This window comes from Streptomyces sp. AN091965, assembly GCF_022698285.1.
GTDB lineage: Bacteria > Actinomycetota > Actinomycetes > Streptomycetales > Streptomycetaceae > Streptomyces.
This window is the reverse complement of the sequence record NZ_JALDMY010000001.1, coordinates 2,313,186-2,332,332: the sequence shown is the minus strand read 5'-3', so window position 1 is coordinate 2,332,332 and position 19,147 is coordinate 2,313,186. Positions and strand designations below refer to the sequence as shown.

The 19,147-nt window shown below is 72.4% G+C and carries 17 protein-coding genes; 11 read left to right on the top strand and 6 right to left on the bottom strand.

Annotation, left to right across the window (positions count from 1 at the left end; genetic code table 11):
• The first annotated feature begins 530 nt into the window (after positions 1–530).
• The 5 genes from MQV74_RS09445 to MQV74_RS09425 are packed head-to-tail and all read left to right on the top strand — an operon-like array spanning position 531 to position 5,102.
• Positions 531–2,159 carry an ATP-binding protein gene (locus tag MQV74_RS09445; protein ID WP_242715752.1) on the top strand — a complete coding sequence of 543 codons (1,629 nt, stop codon included), beginning with the start codon at positions 531–533 and terminating at the stop codon, positions 2,157–2,159.
• Positions 2,156–2,563, top strand: a complete 408-nt coding sequence (locus MQV74_RS09440; protein WP_138958684.1) for a roadblock/LC7 domain-containing protein — start codon at positions 2,156–2,158, stop codon at positions 2,561–2,563. Before MQV74_RS09445 ends, MQV74_RS09440 begins: the two co-directional genes overlap by 4 nt.
• Positions 2,560–2,979 (top strand): DUF742 domain-containing protein, encoded by a 420-nt coding sequence (locus MQV74_RS09435; RefSeq protein ID WP_138958683.1) that lies wholly within the window; start codon positions 2,560–2,562, stop codon positions 2,977–2,979. Before MQV74_RS09440 ends, MQV74_RS09435 begins: the two co-directional genes overlap by 4 nt.
• A complete protein-coding gene (locus tag MQV74_RS09430; protein ID WP_242715750.1) occupies positions 2,960–3,589 on the top strand; it encodes a GTP-binding protein in 630 nt (209 codons plus the stop codon). Before MQV74_RS09435 ends, MQV74_RS09430 begins: the two co-directional genes overlap by 20 nt.
• 40 nt (positions 3,590–3,629) lie before the next feature.
• Complete coding sequence (locus MQV74_RS09425; protein ID WP_242715748.1) at positions 3,630–5,102, top strand: cytochrome P450; 1,473 nt, start codon at positions 3,630–3,632, stop codon at positions 5,100–5,102.
• A 16-nt stretch (positions 5,103–5,118) separates the two neighbouring features.
• On the opposite strand, the gene MQV74_RS09420 is transcribed toward MQV74_RS09425, so the two are convergent.
• Complete coding sequence (locus MQV74_RS09420) at positions 5,119–6,066, bottom strand: pseudouridine synthase (protein WP_242715746.1); 948 nt, start codon at positions 6,064–6,066, stop codon at positions 5,119–5,121.
• 107 nt (positions 6,067–6,173) lie between these two features.
• Between MQV74_RS09420 and MQV74_RS09415 the strand changes: the two genes are divergently transcribed.
• Positions 6,174–6,752 carry a GNAT family N-acetyltransferase gene (locus MQV74_RS09415; RefSeq protein WP_242715744.1) on the top strand — a complete coding sequence of 193 codons (579 nt, stop codon included), beginning with the start codon at positions 6,174–6,176 and terminating at the stop codon, positions 6,750–6,752.
• Between the two features lie 60 nt (positions 6,753–6,812).
• Here the strand turns inward: MQV74_RS09415 and MQV74_RS09410 are convergent, their stop codons facing one another.
• Positions 6,813–7,646 (bottom strand): siderophore-interacting protein, encoded by an 834-nt coding sequence (locus MQV74_RS09410; protein ID WP_242715742.1) that lies wholly within the window; start codon positions 7,644–7,646, stop codon positions 6,813–6,815.
• Positions 7,647–7,706: 60 nt separating this feature from the next.
• A complete protein-coding gene (locus MQV74_RS09405) occupies positions 7,707–8,621 on the bottom strand; it encodes a 5'-3' exonuclease (protein WP_242728556.1) in 915 nt (304 codons plus the stop codon).
• A 444-nt stretch (positions 8,622–9,065) separates the two neighbouring features.
• Here MQV74_RS09405 and MQV74_RS09400 point away from each other — a divergent pair, with 444 nt between their 5' ends.
• The 4 genes from MQV74_RS09400 (at position 9,066) to MQV74_RS09385 (ending at position 14,610) form a co-directional block, all read left to right on the top strand.
• Complete coding sequence (locus tag MQV74_RS09400; protein ID WP_242715740.1) at positions 9,066–10,274, top strand: quaternary amine ABC transporter ATP-binding protein; 1,209 nt, start codon at positions 9,066–9,068, stop codon at positions 10,272–10,274.
• The gene (locus MQV74_RS09395; RefSeq protein WP_242715738.1) at positions 10,267–12,885 is read left to right on the top strand and encodes an ABC transporter permease/substrate binding protein; all 2,619 of its coding nucleotides are present in this window, start codon (positions 10,267–10,269) and stop codon (positions 12,883–12,885) included. Before MQV74_RS09400 ends, MQV74_RS09395 begins: the two co-directional genes overlap by 8 nt.
• A gap of 408 nt (positions 12,886–13,293) precedes the next feature.
• A complete protein-coding gene (locus MQV74_RS09390; protein WP_242715736.1) occupies positions 13,294–13,869 on the top strand; it encodes a helix-turn-helix domain-containing protein in 576 nt (191 codons plus the stop codon).
• 3 nt (positions 13,870–13,872) lie between these two features.
• Complete coding sequence (locus MQV74_RS09385; protein WP_242715729.1) at positions 13,873–14,610, top strand: helical backbone metal receptor; 738 nt, start codon at positions 13,873–13,875, stop codon at positions 14,608–14,610.
• Here MQV74_RS09385 and MQV74_RS09380 read toward each other — a convergent pair.
• Entirely contained in the window at positions 14,579–15,691 is a 1,113-nt protein-coding gene (locus MQV74_RS09380; protein WP_242715727.1) for a TDT family transporter, read from the bottom strand. The genes MQV74_RS09385 and MQV74_RS09380 overlap by 32 nt on opposite strands.
• 70 nt (positions 15,692–15,761) lie before the next feature.
• Between MQV74_RS09380 and MQV74_RS09375 the strand changes: the two genes are divergently transcribed.
• A complete protein-coding gene (locus MQV74_RS09375) occupies positions 15,762–16,721 on the top strand; it encodes a LysR family transcriptional regulator (protein WP_242715725.1) in 960 nt (319 codons plus the stop codon).
• Positions 16,722–16,792: 71 nt separating this feature from the next.
• Here the strand turns inward: MQV74_RS09375 and MQV74_RS09365 are convergent, their stop codons facing one another.
• Complete coding sequence (locus MQV74_RS09365) at positions 16,793–17,497, bottom strand: gamma-glutamyl-gamma-aminobutyrate hydrolase family protein (RefSeq protein WP_242715723.1); 705 nt, start codon at positions 17,495–17,497, stop codon at positions 16,793–16,795.
• 32 nt (positions 17,498–17,529) lie between these two features.
• Positions 17,530–18,981 carry an ethanolamine permease gene (gene eat / locus MQV74_RS09360; RefSeq protein ID WP_242715721.1) on the bottom strand — a complete coding sequence of 484 codons (1,452 nt, stop codon included), beginning with the start codon at positions 18,979–18,981 and terminating at the stop codon, positions 17,530–17,532.
• Positions 18,982–19,147 lie beyond the last annotated feature (166 nt).

The window sequence follows — 19,147 nt, the reverse complement described above, 5'->3', positions numbered from 1 at the left end:
GCCGGCCTCGCACACGCGGGGCGGGGCCGGGATCGTACAGGCGGTCGGGGTACGGCGGCGGGTGGGGCGGCGGCGCTCGCACGCCGCCGTTCGACGGGCTCACCGCACGCGTTCGAGTGATCGCGATGCGTGTAAATAGGGCTGAGTGTAGGCGTGTTGGCGGGCGCTCGCAGAGGGTTGCCGAATATGACTCCAGCGTGATGCGAGCGGACTAAGCTCGCCCGGAGCGCGACGAGTTGAACGAGTTGCGACAGATTCGCGCACTTGTTCGCGCTTTATGGCTGCTAGTTCGATATTTCGCTTTCGCGTATGTGTCGAAACCCCCACGTACCACCTTCACGTACAGAACTCCCCACGCACTCCCCCCACATGGCGAACTCCCCGCGCACCACGTCGTTTTCCCAGGTACTACCTGAACCCCCGCGCACCACCAGATTTCCCAGGCATCACCCGAACCCCATGCACCACCCCGCGCACATCCCCCTTCCCCCCAACTTCCTCCCCCCAAGACGAGTGTTCAGAGGGCATACATGGTGAGTGTTCAATCGCCTCCCGGTGGCCGAGAAGTCCCTTACGCACGCGTGCTGTTGCTGCCCGCCATGGTGATGGCCGCGGCGACCGGAGCCGCCGTCGCCGCCGTCGCGGCCCCGGCCCGGACCGCCGTGGCCTGGTGCGGCGCCGTCGCCACCCTCGTGGTGATCGCCGTCGGCGCCGAGGCCGCACGCCGCGCCCGCACCATCCGGGAGCTGCGCAGGAGTCACACGGAGCGGGTCGCCCACCTGGAGCGGCGCATCGCGGCCATCGACGAGGACACCGAACGACTCGGCCAGGAGCTGCTGCCCGAGACCCTCTACCGGGTCCGGCAGGGCGAGGCTCCCTCTGAGGTCGTCCGCCACGTCATCGACGGCGACGAGACCAACCGCCGTCTGCCGCTCTCGCAGCGCGTGCTGCTGCGCTCCATCCTGGACATCCTGGACCGCGAGGAGGCGATGCGCGAGAACGCCCAGCGCGCCTTCGTCAACATCGCCCGCCGCGTGCAGTCCATCGTCCACCAACAGGCCGCGGAACTCCGTGAGATGGAGGAGTTCCACGGCCGCAACCCCGAGGTCTTCGACGACCTGCTGCGCATCGACCACGGCACGGCCCTCATCGGCCGCCTCGCCGACTCGATCACGGTCCTCGGCGGGGCCCGGCCCGGCCGGCAGTGGCCCAAGCCCGTCCCGCTGTTCAGCGTGTTGCGCGGCGCCATGTCCCGCATCCTCGAATACCAGCGCGTCGACCTGCACTCCATCGCCAAGGTCGCCATCCACGGCACCAAGGTCGAGCCGCTCATCCACGCCTGCGCCGAACTCCTCGACAACGCCACCCGCTACTCACCGCCGCAGACCCGGGTGCACGTCACCGCGGTCGAGGTGCAGACGGGCATCGCCATCGAGATCGAGGACGGCGGCGTCAGCCTCAGCGAGGAGGCCCGCGGCCGCGCCGAGCGCATGCTCGAACAGGCCCAGCAGGGCATGGACCTGAACGACCTGGGTGAGACCCCGCGGCTCGGCATGGCGGTGGTGGGGCGGCTCTCGCAGATGTACAACATGCAGGTCTCCCTGCGGCAGTCCGCCTACGGCGGCGTGCGCGCCGTCCTGATCGTGCCGCGCGACATGCTCACCGCCGCACCCGCGCACGGCATCGCGCACGGCATCGGCGCCTCCGCGGTACCGCGCGTCAACGCCGACGGCACGGTCATCGAGGAGGCCCGCGACATCCGGCGCAAGAAGCCGCGCAAGGTCACCACCGTGCCGCGCCCCTCCATGCCGCTCACCGCGTCCATGGACGACGAGATCCCCGAAGTCACCGAGTGGACGGCCAACGGCCTTCCCCAGCGCAGGAGTCGAGTCAAGATGCCCCTCAGCCAGCGCTACGCGCAGGAGGCGGAGGCACAGCGGCGCGCCGAGGCGGCCATGGCCGCCGCGCCCCCGCAGGCCGTCAGCCCCCCCGTCCAGAAGGAGGAGCCCGAGCCCGGTCTGTGGATCGAGGCCTTCATGAAGGGCGTCAACGGCGAGGACCCGGCCGACCGGCCGGACGACCCGGCGGCCCCGCAGCAGCACCGCACCGAGAACGACCACGGCAGCACCGACCACGCCGACGAGGGGGGCTGGAAGTGATCCAGCAGCGGGCCAACTTCGACTGGATGCTCAAGGAGCTCGCCGACGGCGTGCACGGCACCCGGCAGATCGTGGTGCTCTCCGCCGACGGCCTGCGCATCGCGCGCCACGGCGGCGACCCGGACGGCGCCGACCGCCTCGCCGCCGCCTGCGCCGGACTGCAGAGCCTCGCCGCGGCCGTCGCCACCGAGATCCCGGAGAGCGACGGCAAGATGCGCATGGTCATCATCGAGGTCAACGGCGGCTACTTCTACATGATGGCCGCGGGCGCGGGAGCCTTTCTGGCCGTGCTCGCCGACGAGACCGTGGACGCGGGCCTGATCGGCAACCGCATGCGGGACCTCGTCGTGCGCATCGGCGCCCACCTGACGAGCCCGCCGCGGCGAGACGGGCAGGCCGTATGACGCATCCGCAAGACCCCCCGTACGACGATCCCCACGACCCCCGCTTCCAGGCCGAGGTAACCGCGCAGCGGGAGCGCCGCAGCCAGGAGCCCGCCGCCAACCCGGCGCGGCTCTACATCCTCACCGGTGAGGACTCCGAGCGGGCACCGCTCGACCTGGTCACGCTGATCGTCGCCAAAGGACAGCCGTCGCCCACGGCGCAGCCGGAGCACTCCGCCCTGCTGCGCCTGTGCCGGACCCCGCTGTCCGTGGCGGAGCTCTCGGCCTATCTGGTGCTGCCGTTCAGCGTGGTGACCGTGCTCCTCACGGAGCTGCTCGCGGCGGACTTAGTGCAGGCGCGCGCTCCGCTCGTGCGCTCCGCGCTCCCCGACCGTTCCCTCCTCGAAGCGGTGATGCATGGACTTCAAAAGCTCTGACACGCTCACCTCCGGCACCCATGCCGGGCCGCGCGAGCAGGACGTCCTGCCCGCCACGGCCGCCGCCGCGGTGAAGATCGTCATCGTGGGCGGCTTCGGGGTCGGCAAGACCACCATGGTGGGCTCCGTCAGCGAGATCCGCCCGCTGACCACCGAAGAGACCATGACTCAGGCCGGCATCGGCGTCGACGACAACTACGGCTCCGAGACCAAGACCGCCACGACCGTCGCCATGGACTTCGGGCGCATCAGCATCTCCGACGAACTGGTCCTCTATCTGTTCGGCACCCCCGGCCAGGAGCGGTTCTGGTTCCTGTGGAACGGCCTCTTCGAAGGCGCGCTCGGCGCGGTCGTGCTCATCGACACGCGCCGCCTCGAAGTGAGCTTCGACGTGATAGGCCGCCTGGAGGAGCGCGGCGTCCCGTTCATCATCGCCGTGAACGACTTCCCGGACGCGCCCCGGCACCCCGTCGAGGCCCTGCGTACGGCACTCGACCTGGAGAAGGAGGTGCCGATCGTGCACTGCGACGCGCGGCGGCGCTCCTCAAGCCGCGACGCGCTCCTCACCCTCATGCACTATCTGCACTCCCTCGCCATGGCCCGGGCCTAGGCCCGGCCGCACGACCCTTCGCGACCCCGGAGCGACCACCGTGACGACTCCTTCCTCATCCCCTTCTCCCGCCGCGCCGCCCGGCTGCCCCGCGCACCACGGCGCGTCGCTCGGCGCGGACGGACTGCGCCGCCTGTACGGACCCGAGGCCGACGAGGACCTCGCGGGCGTGTACGAGAAGCTGCGCGCCGAGCACGGGCCCGTGGCCCCCGCGCTGATCCACAACGACGTACGCGTCTGGGCGGTGCTCGGCCACAGCGAGAACCTGCACATGGTGCGCACGCCCTCGCAGTACACCCGCGACTCCCGCGTGTGGAGCGCGGTCAAGGACGGCAGGGCGGGCCCCGACCACCCGCTCGCGCCCGTGTTCACCTGGCAGCCGATGTGCAGCTTCGCCGAGGGCGCCGAGCACCAGCGGCTGCGCGGCGCGGTCACCGGCGCCATGGCGGGCCTCGACCACCGCGGCATCCGCCGCCACATCAACCGCTACAGCAACAAGCTCCTCAACGGCATCTGCGAGAAGGGCGAGGCCGATCTGGTCGGCCAGTTCGCCGAGCACCTGCCGATGATGGTGATGCTGCACGTCCTCGGCATGCCCGAGGACTACAGCGAGCGCATGGTGCAGGCCGCCCGCGACATGATCAAGGGCACCGAGACGGCCATCGCCAGCAACGCGTACGTGATGGAGGCCCTCACCCGGCACGTGGTGCGTCGCCGCACCCAGCCCGAGGAGGACTTCACCAGCGCCCTCATCGCCCAGCCGCAGCAGCTCACCGACACCGAGATGGCGGAGCACCTGCGCCTCGTGCTCATCGCCGCGTACGAGGCGACGGCGAACCTCATCGCGAACGTGCTGCGGATGGTGCTCACCGACCCGCGCTTCCGCGCCCAGCTCAGCGGCGGCCAGATGACCGTCCCCGAGGCGGTCGAGCAGTCGCTGTGGGACGAGCCGCCGTTCAGTGCGATGGTCGGCTACTTCGCCAAGCAGGACACTCAGCTCGGCGGCCAGCAGATCAAGGCGGGCGACGGCCTCCTGCTCGGCATCCAGCCCGGCAACGTCGACCCGGTCGTGCGCCCCGACCTGTCCGCCAACATGCAGGGCAACCGCTCCCACCTGGCCTTCAGCGGCGGGCCGCACGAGTGTCCCGGCCAGGACATCGGGCGCGCCATCGCCGACACCGGCGTGGACGCGCTCCTGATGCGGCTCCCGGACGTCGAACTGGCCGTGGACGAGGCCGCGTTGTCCTGGCGCTCGTCGATCCTGTCCCGGCATCTGGTGTCGCTTCCGGTGACGTTCGGCAAGCGGCCGCCGCAGGACGTCACCGCCCGGCCCATGGCGCAGGTGCCGACGCCGCGCACGAGCTGGGAGGTGTCGTCGCCGATGCCGGAGGCGCAGGTTCCGCCCGCGGCCCCGGTGCCGCAGCCCGCGGCGAGCGCCCCCGCGGCCGCCCCGGCGCCGGTCCGCCGCAAGGGCGCGTGGCGGCGCTTCCTGGAGTGGTGGCGGGGCTACTAGAGGCCGCTCCGGCCGCTCAGCCGCCGGCCCACGTCCCGTACGACGACCAGGCGTCCAGGACCCGCTCGCTGACGAAGCGGTGCGCCGCGCCCGTGAGCGGGTCCGTGAACTCCAGGGAGCGGGCGAGGAGTTGCAGCGGGCGCCGGAAGTCGTCCGGCGCCACCGCCGGGAGCACCGCCGGGTAGAGCGGGTCGCCGAGCAGCGGCAGGCCGAGGGCGTTCATGTGGACGCGCAGCTGATGGGTGCGGCCGGTGTGCGGGGCGAGCCGGTAGCGCCCCATGCGGCCGTCGTGCGCGAGCAGTTCGACCCGGCTCTCGCTGTTCGGCTCGGCGTCCGGCACCTCGTACGCGGCGAGCACGCCGCGTTCCTTGACGATGTGGCTGCGGACGGTACGGGGCAGCGCGACGGCCGGGTCGTACGCGGCCACGGCCTCGTACTCCTTGTGCACCCGCCGGTCGGCGAAGAGGGTCTGGTACGCGCCGCGCTCCTCGGGCCGCACGGTGAGGAGCAGCAGCCCGGCGGTGAGCCGGTCCAGGCGGTGCGCGGCGCCGAGCGCGGGGATGCCGAGCTCGGCGCGCAGCCGGGCGAGCGCGGTCTGCGTCACGTGGCTGCCGCGCGGCATGGTCGCGAGGAAGTGCGGCTTGTCGGCGACGACGATGTGCTCGTCGCGGTACACGACAGTGAGGGCGCCCGGCACCCGGGGCTCGGCGGGCAGGTCCCGGTGGAACCACACGTACAGGCCCGCCGCGTACGGGGTGTCCGGGGCGAGCGGCGTGCCGTCCGCGCCGACGATCCGGCCCTCGTGCAGCATCCGGTCGACGACGCCCGGTTCGGCCGCGAGCCGCGCCACGAGGTGGTCGCGCACGGTCGCCCAGGTGCCGTCCGCCGGGAGGCGCACCCGCACCGGGTCGACGCCGTCGCGCTGGGGGAGCGGTGCCGGAGGCACGCGGGGCTTTCGTCTCACGTCGGCCCAGCGTACGGGGCGGTCGAGGGGCGCGGCCCGCGGGGCGGCCCGGGTGCGGCGGCGAAAACCGCTGTGCCGCGGCGGCCTCCGGCAGCACCATGAGGGGCATGCCCTTCATGATCTCGAACGCCGTCGAGCCCGGCGCCCTCGCGGGCCGGGCGCAGCCGACCCTGCCCGCCTCCGGCGGCCTCCTGCTGCGCCCCTGGGCCGCCAAGGACGCGCCCGCCTTGTACGAGGCCTTCCAGGACCCCGTCCTCCAGCGCTGGCACGCGCGCGTGGCCGACTCCGAGGACGAGGTCCGCCAGTGGATGGAGACCTGGCGCGCGGAGTACGAGGAGGAGACCGGTGCGCAGTGGGCCGCCGTCGACGCGGACACCGACGAGGTGCTCGGCCGGGCCGCCCTGCGAATGATCAACTTCATCGACGGCCAGGCGGAGATGGCCTACTGGACCATGCCGCGCGCCCGCGGCCGGGGCGTGGCCCCGCGCGCGGTGACGGCGCTGACCACCTGGGCCTTCGACGGCCTCGGCCTCCACCGCATCGAACTGCGCCACTCCACGCTCAACGAGGCGTCCTGCCGCGTGGCCCTGAAGACGGGTTACGCCGCCGAGGGCGTCCAGCGCAGCGCGGTCCTGCACGGGGACGGCTGGCACGACATGCACCTGCACGCGCGGATCCGCGGGTAGTCGGGGCCGTACCCCGCGGGAGAGGGGTACGGCCTGGGCGCCGGAGGCGGAGCGCGGTGGTCAGGCCGCTTCCTGCTCGGCTTCCACCTGGGCGTTCCAGTCGCGCTTGGAGGCCTGCCAGCCGTCCTCGTTGTGGCCGAGGCGCCAGTAGCCGGAGACGGACAGGCGCTCGCGCGGGACCTGGTGCTCGACGCGCAGGACGCGGCGCAGCTCCTTCACGAAGCCCGCCTCGCCGTGCACGAAGGCGTGCGGGGTGCCCTCGGGGAAGTCCAGGGCGCGCACGGCCTCGACCAGGGCCTGGCCGACCGGGCGGCCCGCGCGGTGCAGCCAGACGACCTCCGCGCCGGTGGCGATCCGCTGCTCCTCCTCGGGGCCCTCGACCTCCACGAAGGCGCGTACCTCGGAGCCCTCCGGCAGGGCTTCGAGGGCGGCGGCGATCGCGGGCAGCGCGCTCTCGTCACCGGCGATCAGGTGCCAGTCGGCGGCCGGGTCCGGGGCGTAGGCCCCGCCGGGGCCGAGCAGGCGCACCGTGTCGCCCGGCTCGGCGCGCAGCGACCAGGGCCCGGCGAGGCCCTGGTCGCCGTGGACGACGAAGTCCAGGGCCAGCTCGCGCTTCTTGGGGTCCCACCAGCGCACGGTGTACGTACGGGTGACGGGCCACTGCTCGCGCGGCAGCTCCTCGCGGATGCGCTGGAGGTCGAACGGCTCGGGGTAGGTCACACCCGCCGGGGCGAACAGGAGCTTCACGTAGTGGTCGGTGCAGTCACCGGTCGTGAACTCCGCCAGGCCGTCGCCGCCGAGGACCACCCGCTGCATGTGAGGGGTGAGCCGTTCGGTGCGGACGACCTGCGCGACATGAGGCGTGGGACTCTTGCGTGCGGGCCGCTCTGCCATGGTGTGCCTCCCCTGATCCACAACTTGTTAGGTTCACCTAACCTAACATCCGGCCCTCGCTCACGCCTCGAGCGTGGTCAGCAGCCGGCCGAGCGAACCCCCGAGGCCCCAGCGGGCGGCGAGCGCGTCCAGGGCGGCCGGATCGCGCGGCGCGCGCGGAAGCGCGAGATCCACATCGGGCAGCGGCACGTCGCTCGCGACCCGCACCACCGTCGGCGCGACGGCCACGTACGGACGGGCCTCGTCCAGGCGCTTGCGCTGCGACGGCGTCAGCTTGGACTTCGGGTCGTCCACCGCCGCCATGATCCCGGCCAGGTCGCCGAACGCGTCGAGCAGCTTCGCCGCGGTCTTCTCGCCGATGCCGGGCACGCCGGGCAGGCCGTCGCTGGGGTCCCCGCGCAGCAGGGCCAGGTCCACATAGCCCGGTCCGTCCACGCCGTACTTCTCGCGCAGCAGGGCCTCGTCGGTCATCTGGAGGGTGCCGACGCCCTTGAGCGGGTACAGGACGCGGATGCCGCGCGCGTCGTCCACCAGCTGGTACAGGTCGCGGTCGCCCGTGACGATGTCGACCGGGCCGCGGGCGCGGGCCGTATAGGTGCCGATCACGTCGTCCGCCTCGTACGCCGCCACGCCGACGCGGGCGATGCCGAGGGCGTCCAGGACCTCCTCGATCACCGGCACCTGGGGGGAGAGGGTGTCCGGGGTCTCCTCGACGTCCGGGGCGGTGGAGCTCTCCGGGGACTCCTGCGCCACGCGGTGTGCCTTGTACGAGGGGATCAGCTCCACGCGCCAGTGCGGGCGCCAGTCCGCGTCCATGCAGGCGACCAGGTCGTCCGGGCGGTGGTCCTGGACGAGGCGGGTGATGAATTCGAGCAGGCCGCGGACCGCGTTGACCGGGGTGCCGTCCGGGGCCTTCACGGATTCGGGGACGCCGAAGTAGGCCCGGAAGTACAGGGACGCCGTGTCGAGCAGCATGAGCCGTCGGGTTTGGTGGGTCACGAGTGCATCTTGCCGCACGGGTGTGACAGGGGGTGCCCTCGCGGGGCGCCCCAGACCCACCCCTTCCCGAACAAGGGGGCTCCGCCCCCTTGGACCCCCGCTTTTCGGCGCTCCGCGCCTCGTCCTCAAACGCCGGACGGGCTGAAAGCCTTCGGTACGCGCCGTGGGTATCCAGCCCGTCCGGCGTTTGAGGACGAGCGCGCAGCGCGATGAACGCCCGGCGGCAACAGGGGAGGCCCCTGTGACCTGGGACACGTCTGGTTTGCTCCGCGTCAGCGGGGGCAGGCGCGCACGCGGAGCGGACCCGGTCGCGTTTTCAACTTCTTGATGTCAACCGGCCGGGCAGCGGGCGATCCCGCGTCGCTCCACGGCCCGCCGGCGGGGGAGGCGGGCCGTCTTCGTTCGACCCGAGAGGTGTATGTGTCCAGGCTGCAAGCCGAGCACTTGTACAAAGTGTTCGGCAGACGACCCGACGACGCGGTGACCAGGCTCCGCGCCGGAGCCGACCGTGAGGAACTGCGCGCCGAGGGGACCACCGCCGCGGTGGTCGACGCGTCCTTCACCGTCGAGCCGGGCCAGATCTTCGTCGTCATGGGTCTCTCCGGATCCGGCAAGTCCACGTTGCTGCGCATGCTCAACGGGCTCTCGGAACCGACGGCCGGGCAGGTGCTCTTCGACGGCCAGGACCTGACGAAGCTCAGCCCGCGCGAGCTGCGCGAGGTCAGGTCCCGCAAGATCAGCATGGTGTTCCAGCACTTCGCGCTGTTCCCGCACCGCAGTGTCCTGGAGAACGCCGCGTACGGCCTGGAGGTCCAGGGCCTGCCGCGCGCGGAGCGCGAGCGCCGGGCCACCGAGGCGCTCGAACTCGCCGGGCTCAAGGGCTGGGAGAAGTCCTGGCCCGACGAGCTGTCCGGCGGTATGCAGCAGCGCGTGGGCCTGGCCCGCGCCCTGGCCACGGACGCCGACCTGCTGCTCATGGACGAGTCGTTCAGCGCCCTCGACCCGCTGATCCGGCGCGACATGCAGGACCAGCTCCTGGAACTCCAGAAGACGCTGAAGAAGACCATCGTCTTCATCACCCACGACCTGAACGAGGCCATGCGCCTCGGCGACCAGATAGCCGTCATGCGCGACGGCCGCATCGTCCAGACCGGCAGCGCCGAGGACATCCTGGTCACCCCGGCCAACGACTACGTCGCCGCGTTCACGCAGGACGTCGACCGCGCCCGGGTGCTCACCGCGGGCGCCATCATGGCCGACCCGGACACCGTGTACGGGACCACGACGCCCGAGGGCACCGAGCTGCGCACCGCCGCCGACGTCTTCAAGGCCGCGCCCGCGACGGTGGCCGAGGACACTCCGATCATCGAGCTGTTCACGCCGTGCTCCACCAGCGGCGTCGCCGTCGCCGTGACCGGCGCGGACGGCGCGCTCGTCGGCGTCGTACCGCGGGCGCGGCTGCTCGCCGTGCTCGGGGAGCCCGCCACGCAGCAGGAGCCCGCCGTGAGCGCCGTCATCCCGGCGCAGGTCAAGGACGCGGCCGAGGCCGCGGGCGACGCGGTCGAGGACGAGCGGAACGCCGACGACGACGGCGGCAAGAGCGTGGGCAAGGTGAGCAGCGGTGCCTAGGATTCATCTCGGCGACTGGGTCAACGACGCGGTCGACTGGCTCACGAAACACCTCGACTGGCTGTTCAGCTTCATCGAGTCCGTGCTCAGCGGCATGAACGACACGATCATCGACGTCCTTCAGGCGCCCGAGCCGCTGCTCCTCGCGGGCATCTTCGCCGTCGTCGCGTTCTGGCTGCGCGGGCTGACCGCGGGGGCGCTCACCTTCGTCGGCTTCGCGTTCATCGACTCCCTCGAACTGTGGGACAACGCGATGATCACGTTGTCCCTGGTGCTCGTGGCGACGATCATCGCCCTGGTCATCTCGGTGCCGCTCGGCATCTGGGCGGCCCGCTCGAACCGGGTCAGCGCGCTGCTCCGGCCGGTGCTCGACCTGATGCAGACGCTGCCCGCGATGATCTACCTCATCCCGGCCATCCTGTTCTTCGGCATGGGCGGCCCTGCGGGCATCGTCGCGACCCTGATCTTCGCCCTGGCCCCCGGCGTGCGCATGACCGAGCTGGGCATCCGCCAGGTCGACAAGGAGCTGGTCGAGGCGGCCGAGGCGTTCGGTACGACGCCGCGCAACGTGCTCTTCCGCGTCCAGCTGCCGCTCGCACTCCCGACGATCATGGCCGGTGTCAACCAGGTCATCATGCTGGGTCTGTCCATGGCCGCGATCGCGGGCATGGTCGGCACCGGCGGCCTCGGCGCCGACGTGAACGAGTCCATCGGCCAGCTGGACGTCGGCCTCGGCGCCGAGTCGGGCGTCTCCATCGTGATCCTCGCGATCTACCTGGACCGCATGACCGCGTCCCTGGGCACCCAGGTCTCCCCGCTCGGCCGCCGCGCCGCAGCCAAGGCGCGCGCCGCGCAGGGCCTGCAGCTGTGGAGCTACCGGCCGCGCCCGGCCTTCGCCGTGATCGGCGTCGTCGTCCTCGCGCTCGTCGCGGGCGGCATGGGCGTCTTCGGCGGCTCGGACGACGACGCGACCACCGCCGCTGACGGCAAGAACGTCGGCCACGGCAAGCAGCTGAACGTCGGCTACATCCCCTGGGACGAGGGCGTCGCCTCCACCTTCCTGTGGAAGGAGATCCTGGAGCAGCGCGGCTTCAAGGTGAACGCCAAGCAGCTCGACGCGGGCCCGCTCTACACCTCGCTCGCCCAGGGCAGCATCGACTTCCAGACGGACTCCTGGCTGCCGACCACGCACGCCTCGTACTGGGACAAGTACGGCGACAAGCTGGACGACCTCGGCCGCTGGTACGGGCCGACGTCCCTGGAGCTGACCGTCCCCTCGTACATGAAGGACGTCGACTCCCTGGAGGACCTCAAGAGCAAGAAGGGCACCTTCAAGGGCAAGGTCATCGGCATCGAGTCCAGCGCGGGCATGATGAAGCTGCTCAAGGACAAGGTGCTCAAGGAGTACGGCCTGGAGAAGGACTTCGAGGTCGTCGACGGCTCTACGCCCGCGATGCTCGCCGAGCTCAAGCGCGCGTACGCCAAGAAGCAGCCCATCGTCGTGACGCTGTGGTCGCCGCACTGGGCGTACAGCGAGTTCGACCTGAAGAAGCTCAAGGACCCCAAGGGCGCCTGGGGCAAGGGCGACGGCGTGCACACCCTGTCCCGCAAGGGCTTCGGCGGCGATCACCCCGAGGTCGCCAAGTGGCTCAAGGACTTCAAGATGAGCGAGAAGCAGCTCACGGGTCTTGAGGCGGAGATCAACAAGGCGGGCAAGGGCAACCAGCAGCAGGCCGTGCGCGCCTGGCTGGAGAAGAACCCCGGCCTGGTCGACAAGTGGGCCCCGGTGGCCGCGGGCAAGGGCGCGGCTCCGGCCGAGGCCAAGCGGACCCTGAACGTCGCCTGGTTCCCCTGGGACGAGGACGTGGCCGTCACGTATCTGTGGAAGAACGTCCTGGAGCGGCGCGGCTACAAGATGAAGCTGTCGCAGTCCGACGTGGGCCCGGTCTACACCGGCCTCGCGCAGGGCGACATCGACGTGAACTTCGACGGCTGGCTGCCCAGTACCCAGAAGAACTACTGGGACAAGCACAAGGACAACCTCGTCGACATGGGCACCTGGTACAGCCCCACGTCCCTGGAGGTCGCCGTGCCGTCCTATGTGAAGGGCGTGAAGTCCCTGGAGGACCTCAAGGGCAAGGGCGGCACCTTCAACGGCAAGATCGTCGGCATCGAGCCGGGCACCGGCGTGATGCAGAAGCTCAAGGACGAGGTCCTGCCCGGCTACGGCCTGGGGGACGAGTACAAGATCGCCAGCGGTTCGACGCCCGCGATGCTCGCCGAGCTCAAGCGCGCGTACGCCAAGAAGGAGCCGGTCGCGGTGCTGCTGTGGTCGCCGCACTGGGCGTACAGCGAGTACGGCCTGACCAAGCTGAAGGACCCCAAGGGAGCCTTCGGCAAGGGCGACACGATCCGCACGATCACCAGCAAGAAGTTCCCCGAGCAGTACCCGCAGCTCACGAAGTGGTTCAAGAAGTTCAAGATGAGCGAGTCGGAGCTCGCGGGTCTGGAGAACGAGATCAAGAAGCGCGGCAAGGGCCACGAGGAGCAGGCCGTCGCCGCCTGGCTGAAGGAGCACCCGGAGGTCCCTGACCGGATGACTCCGCAGTAGCCGACGGCTTGAAGCAGTCCGCGCCCTCGTGGTGCCCCGCCGCTTCGCGGCGGATTCCGCCCGCCCACCCGCCCGCTTCGGGACGGGTGGGCGGGCGTACGCGTGCTCGGGCGCGGGCCGAAGAGGGCGGAGAAGGTGCGCCGGGCGGGCCCGGGAGTTGCCGGAGTTGCGGCGCGGCGGGCCCTGCGGCGACGATTTCCGGTCCGGCGGGCGTTGGACGACGAGCGCGCGGTGTGGTGAACCCGCGACGGCGCGCGCCCCAGCGCTCGGCTGGAACCTGCGCACGGACCGCCCAACTGGGTAAAACCGTTTGGCGAACATGCGTAGGGTGCAGAAAACCCATCAGGGTGAAGGCACTGGCTCGCCCGAGTCGGCCCAAGCGCGCAAGAGAAGAAGGGAGCCGAGGCGATGGACGAGCACAAGGAAAACCTCCGGGTGGGCTCGGCCGTACGGCGCCGCCGCCGTCAGCTGGAGCTCACCCTCGCGGTCGTCTCCCGGCGCAGCGGCCTGTCCGTGCCGTTCCTCAGCCAGGTCGAGAACGAGCGCGCCCGCCCCAGCATGCGCTCCCTGGAGCGGGTCGCGGACGCGCTCGGCACCACCGCCGTGGAGCTGCTCGCCGCCGCCGACCCGACCGGCACGGTCGACCTGGTGCGCGCCGACGACGAGGTGAGCCTGGCGGGCGGCACCTGCGAGACGCACGTACGGGACCTGGTGCGCGGCCACCACCAGCTGCACGCCTTCGAGTACGTGGGCGACCACGACGAGGGCCGCGAGTTCCAGCACCGCAACGACGAGCTGATGTACGTCATCGCGGGCGCCGTCGAGGTCGAGGCCGAGGGCCGCGCCTATCGGCTCGGGCGCGGGGACTCCCTGTATCTGACCGGCGGTGTGCGGCACCGCTGGCGGGCCACGGCCGCCGACGCGCGGGTGCTCGTCGTCGCGGTGGGCGACCACATCGAGGCCCTGGACGCGGGGCGGCGCTGAGCGATGCCCTCCGCCCGGGTGGTCTCCCTGGTGCCGTCCCTGACCGAAGCGGTCGCCGTGACGGTGCCGGGCGCCCTGGTCGGCGCCACCGAGTGGTGCAGCCACCCGGCGGACCTCGACGACCTCGGCGTCGCGAGGATCGGCGGGACGAAGAACCCGGACGTCACCGCGGTCGTGGCGCTCGCCCCCGACCTGGTGCTCGCCAACGAGGAGGAGAACCGCCCCGCCGATCTGGCCGCTCTGCGCGCCGCGGGCCTTGACGTCCTGGTCACGGAGGTGCGCGGCCTGGAGCAGGCCTTCCGTGAGCTGTCCCGGGCCCTCGCCGCCTGCGGCGGTCCCGCCCGGCCCCGGTGGCTCGCCGAGGCCGAGGACGCCTGGGACGGCCTGCCGCGCCCGGCCTCCCGGCTGCGGGCGGCCGTGCCGGTCTGGCGGCGGCCCTGGATGGTGCTCGGCCGCGACACGTTCGCGGGGGACCTGCTCGCGCGCCTGGGCGTCGACAACGCCTGGGCGGCGCACGCCGAGCGCTATCCGCGCGTCCCGCTCGACGAGCTGCGCGCCGCGGCCCCCGACCTGGTGGTGCTCCCGGACGAGCCGTACCGCTTCACGCCCGACGACGGCCCCGAGGCCTTCCCGGGGACGCCCGCCGCACTGGTCAGCGGGCGCCACCTCACCTGGTACGGACCGTCGCTGCGCGAGGCGCCGGGGGTGCTCAGCGCGGCGCTGCGAGCAGCCGTCCGCTGAGCAGGCCCCGGGCCGTCTGCGCCAGGGCCACCGACCACGCGGTCACGAGGACGGCGAAGAGGGCCGCGGCCAGCCAGTCGTAGGCGGCGAGGCCGGTGTGCAGGCCGAGGCCCGCGGCGCCGGTGACGCAGGTGCCCACGGGGAAGGTGAAGGCCCACCAGGTCATCGCGAAGCCCATGCCCGCGCGCCGGGCGCGGACCACCATCGCGGTCGCGAGGGTCAGCCACAGCAGGGCGAAGCCGAGCACCGGGACGCCGTACAGCACGGCGAAGACCGCGAAGCCCTGGTCGTAGGGGGCGGGCAGGACGCCCTGGGCCGCGTCGGCGAACTTGTTGGCGGCGGTCGTGGACTGGCCGAGGGGACCGAGGACCAGGAAGACGGTGGGGGTCAGCGCGAGGGGCAGCGGGGGTCCGGTGACCAGACGGGCGAAGATCAGCGGCAGCATCACCAGGGTGGCGAGCAGGCTCATCCCGAACATCGCGAAACAGGCGTAGAGCAGGGCCCGCTGGGCCTGTCCGGGCGGCAGATGGGGCACCAGCAGCGGGCCGAGGGCCGCGGCGACCATGGGGGCCACGACGGGCAGCAGCCACACCGGGGACGCCTGGTCGGCCGCGATCTTGTGCCGGACCACCATCAGGTACGGGATGGCGACCGCGGCCGCGAGGCCGATCGCCGCCCCGGCGGTGAACAGGACCGTGTCGAGGACGACCGCCGCGCCGACGCCTATCCAGTCCCGGCCGACGAGCAGGGTGGCGCCGCCGACCGCGAGCAGGGCCATGGACAGACAGCCGTAGAACGGCGCCACGGCCGGGTCGAGGAGGTGGGCGCGGGCCTGGTCCCTGTGGTGCGCCCAGTGCGCGGCGCGGGCCAGCAGCAGCACGGTCAGCATCAGCAGGGACAGCGCCCACACGGCGGCACAGGCCGTGCGCAGACCCGGTACGTCGTACGGCAGCGCGACGCCCGCGTTGGCGACGATCGCGGTGCCCATGACGGACGCGTACCAGTTGGGGCCGAGGTGCCGGACGGCGGCGAGCGGGGTGCCGGGGCGGACCCGGGGGTGACTGTGTGCTGCGGTGACCATGACTCCACGGTGCGCCCCGGCGGCCCGGCCCACCAGAGATCTTGGAGCTATGAGGACATAACCTGGGGTTATGAGCTCAACGTCGTCGCGTCAGCCGGACCGGCCCGGCCCGTCGGACCCCCTGCCGGGGGTGCCGCTCGCGCACCGGGTGCCCGACCTGGCGGCCCTGGAGCTGCTGCTCGCCGTGGCCCGGCTCGGCAGCCTGGGCCGGGCGGCGCGGGAGCTCGGCATCTCCCAGCCTGCGGCGAGCGGGCGCGTCCGGTCCATGGAGCGGCAGCTCGGCGTGGCCCTGGTGGACCGCTCCCCGCGCGGCTCGCGCCTGACGGAGGCGGGCGCCCTCGTCACCGACTGGGCGCGGCGGATCGTGGAGGCGGCCGAGGCCTTCGACGCGGGCGCGCAGGCGCTGCGGGACCGCAGGGACTCGCGCCTGCGGGTGGCGGCGAGCATGACCATCGCCGAGTACCTGCTGCCCGGCTGGCTGATCGCGCTGCGCGCCCGGCGTCCGGACACGGCCGTCTCCCTGCTCGCGGGCAACTCCGCCGAGGTCGCGGAGCGGCTGCTCGGCGGCGACGCGGACCTCGGGTTCGTGGAGGGCCTGAAGGTGCCGGCCGGCCTGGACGCGGCGGTGATCGGGCACGACCGGCTGATCGTGGTGGTCGCGCCCGGCCACCCCTGGGCGCGGCGGCGCGCGCCGCTGGCCGCCCCGGAGCTCGCCGGGACGCCGCTGATCCTGCGCGAGCGGGGCTCCGGCACCCGGCAGGTCCTGGACACCGCCCTCGGCGGGCTCGCGGCGCCGCTCATGGAGCTGTCCTCCACCACGGCGGTGAAGTCCGCCGCGGTCAGCGGGGCCGGGCCCGCTGTGCTCAGTGAGCTCGCCCTCGGTGACGAGCTCGCCGCCCGTCGCCTGGTGCGGGTGCCGGTGGAGGGGGTGCGGCTGCGCCGCGAGCTTCGGGCCGTGTGGCCGACGGGGCATGTGCCTGCCGGGCCCGCGCGGGAGCTGCTCGGGCTCACGCGGGGGAGTGCCCCGTAGGGGCGCGGGGAACTGCGCGACCAGCCACAACGGGCCCGCGGCCGCCCGGCGCGGTACGGTCGGCCGAGCGCTCAGCCGCGCGCTGCCGCGGCCTGTACCAGCGCCTCCATCACCCGGGTGTCCGTGCCGGCCTCCGGGTGCCACTGCACGCCCAGGACCCAGTCGGGGCCCGGCAGTTCGACGGCCTCGACCGTGCCGTCGTCCGCGTGGGCGCAGGGCAGCAGGCCCCGGCCGAGGCGGTCCACCGCCTGGTGGTGGTACGTGGGCACGTCCGCGGACGCGTCGGGCACGACGGCGGCGTACCGCGTGCCGGGGACCGGCTTGACCGCGTGCGTGCTGAAGACGCCGGGCGCCTTCGCGTGGCCGTCCAGGTGCTGGACCAGGGTGCCGCCCAGGGCGACGTTGAGGAGCTGCATGCCGCGGCAGATGCCGAGCAGGGGCGTGCCCGCGGCCAGGGCGGCCCGGATCAGGGCGAGTTCCCAGGCGTCCCGCTCCTTCGCGGGCGGGCCCGTGCGGTCCTCGCGCTCGGCGCCGTAGTGGGCCGGTTCCACGTCGGGGCCGCCCGCGACGACCAGGCCGTCGAGGCGGGCCACGACGTCGGCCGCGTACGCGGGGTCGTCCGGCGGCAGCATCGACGCGAGGCCGCCCGCCGCCTGCACCAGGCGCGGATACCCGGCGGGCAGCAGCGCGGCGGGCAGCGTCCACACGCCCCAGCGCGCCTCGGCCTCCAGATAGGTGCTCACGCCGATCAGCGGGCGCTTGCTCTTCCCGTTCACCTTCAACTCCCTCTGCTGTGAAGCTGGTCGCGTCAGTTCCGTTCCAGCTCGGCCTCGGCCGCGGCGAGGGCCGCGAACTCCTCCTCCGGTGCCCGCGCCACCAGATGCTTGCGGCTGTACAGGCCGAAGTACGCGATCGCCACTCCGTACACGCCGAGCGCGATGAACGCCGCCGTGACGTCCACCAGGAACGTCGCCACCAGGGCGGCGCAGGCCAGGGCCAGCGCCACCGAGGAGGTCAGGATGCCGCCGGGCGTGCGGTAGGGCCGCTCCAGGCCCGGCTCGCGGCGGCGCAGCACGATGTGGGAGAGCGACATCAGGGCGTACGAGATGGTCGCGCCGAAGACCGCCACGTTCAGCATGCGCGCGCCGTCGCCGCTGGCGGCGGCGAGCGAGAAGCCGATCGCGCCCGGCACGAGCAGCCCCAGGTAGGGCGCCTTGCGGCTGCTCGTCAGGGACAGGAAGCGGGGCAGGTAGCCCGCCCGGGACAGGGCGAAGAGCTGGCGCGAACCGGCGTAGATCAGGGAGAAGAAGGAGGCCACGAGGCCCGCGAGGCCCGCGTAGTTGATGACGCGGCTCAGGCCCGTGCGCTCGCCGTCCGGCTGGAGCGCGTCCACCAGCGGGTTGCCGGTCGACTGGAGGGCGGCGGAGCCGCGCGCGCCGGCCGACGCGAAGAACGTCAGGAGCGCGAGCGCGACCAGGATGAGCATCGACCAGCGGATCGCCCGCGGCAGCGTGCGCGCCGGGTCCTTCGTCTCCTCGGCCGCGAGCGGTACGCCCTCCACGCCCAGGAAGAACCACATGCCGAACGGGAACGCCGCCCAGATGCCGAGGATCCCCAGCGGCAGCCACGAGTTGGCCCCGAAGGCGTCGTGGTCCACGGGGATGTCGTTGAGCTTCGAGCCGTCGAAGTCCATGAACGCGCCGACGGCGAACACCAGGAGCGCGGCCACCGCGATGCCCGTGACGACGAAGCTGAACCGCAGCGCCTCGCCGACGCCCCACAGATGGATGCCGATGAAGATCACGAAGCAGGCGAGGTAGACCGGCCAGCCCGACTCCAGGCCGAAGAGGCCGAGCGACTCCACGTAGTCGCCGATGAAGATGGAGATCGCGGCGGGCGCGAGGATGTACTCGATGAGGATCGCCGTGCCGGTCAGGAAGCCGCCCCAGGGGCCGAGGGCGCGACGCGCGAAGCCGTAGCCGCCGCCCGCCGTCGGCAGGACGGACGACAGCTCCGCGAGCGAGAAGACCATGCAGGTGTACATCACGCCCATGAGCGCCATCGCGATGGCCAGGCCGCCGAAGCCGCCCTCCTTCAGGCCGGAGTTCCAGCCCGAGTAGTCGCCGGAGACGACGTAGGCGACGCCGAGGCCGGTGAGCAGCACCCACCCGGCGTTGCCGCGGCGCAGGGCGCGCCGCTCCAGATAGTCGTCGCCTTCGGCGGCGCGCGCCTTCGTCGGCTCCGTGGACTCCAGGCTCATGCGGGGCTCCCCCTGCGGGATTCAATGGATTGAAGGCATACCTTTGCGGTGTGGAGGCATACCTTCGCGGTGCGGGCGGACAGAAAGCAAGACCTGTGCGTAACGTGCTGGTTAACCGTCCGGCCCGCACGGGGTGTTCGCCCGGCCCGCAAAGGGGTGCTCGTCC

Excerpts from the sequence above, each read along its gene's own strand:
- MQV74_RS09385 (WP_242715729.1), top strand. The coding sequence starts at position 13,873 with ATGCCCTCCGCCCGGGTGGTCTCCCTGGTGCCGTCCCTGACCGAAGCG.
- MQV74_RS09415 (WP_242715744.1), top strand. The coding sequence starts at position 6,174 with ATGCCCTTCATGATCTCGAACGCCGTCGAGCCCGGCGCCCTCGCGGGC.
- MQV74_RS09380 (WP_242715727.1), bottom strand. The coding sequence starts at position 15,691 with ATGGTCACCGCAGCACACAGTCACCCCCGGGTCCGCCCCGGCACCCCG.
- MQV74_RS09405 (WP_242728556.1), bottom strand. The coding sequence starts at position 8,621 with ATGCTGCTCGACACGGCGTCCCTGTACTTCCGGGCCTACTTCGGCGTC.
- MQV74_RS09375 (WP_242715725.1), top strand. The coding sequence starts at position 15,762 with ATGAGCTCAACGTCGTCGCGTCAGCCGGACCGGCCCGGCCCGTCGGAC.
- MQV74_RS09435 (WP_138958683.1), top strand. The coding sequence starts at position 2,560 with ATGACGCATCCGCAAGACCCCCCGTACGACGATCCCCACGACCCCCGC.
- MQV74_RS09410 (WP_242715742.1), bottom strand. The coding sequence starts at position 7,646 with ATGGCAGAGCGGCCCGCACGCAAGAGTCCCACGCCTCATGTCGCGCAG.
- MQV74_RS09445 (WP_242715752.1), top strand. The coding sequence starts at position 531 with ATGGTGAGTGTTCAATCGCCTCCCGGTGGCCGAGAAGTCCCTTACGCA.
- MQV74_RS09430 (WP_242715750.1), top strand. The coding sequence starts at position 2,960 with ATGGACTTCAAAAGCTCTGACACGCTCACCTCCGGCACCCATGCCGGG.
- MQV74_RS09390 (WP_242715736.1), top strand. The coding sequence starts at position 13,294 with ATGGACGAGCACAAGGAAAACCTCCGGGTGGGCTCGGCCGTACGGCGC.
- eat (WP_242715721.1), bottom strand. The coding sequence starts at position 18,981 with ATGAGCCTGGAGTCCACGGAGCCGACGAAGGCGCGCGCCGCCGAAGGC.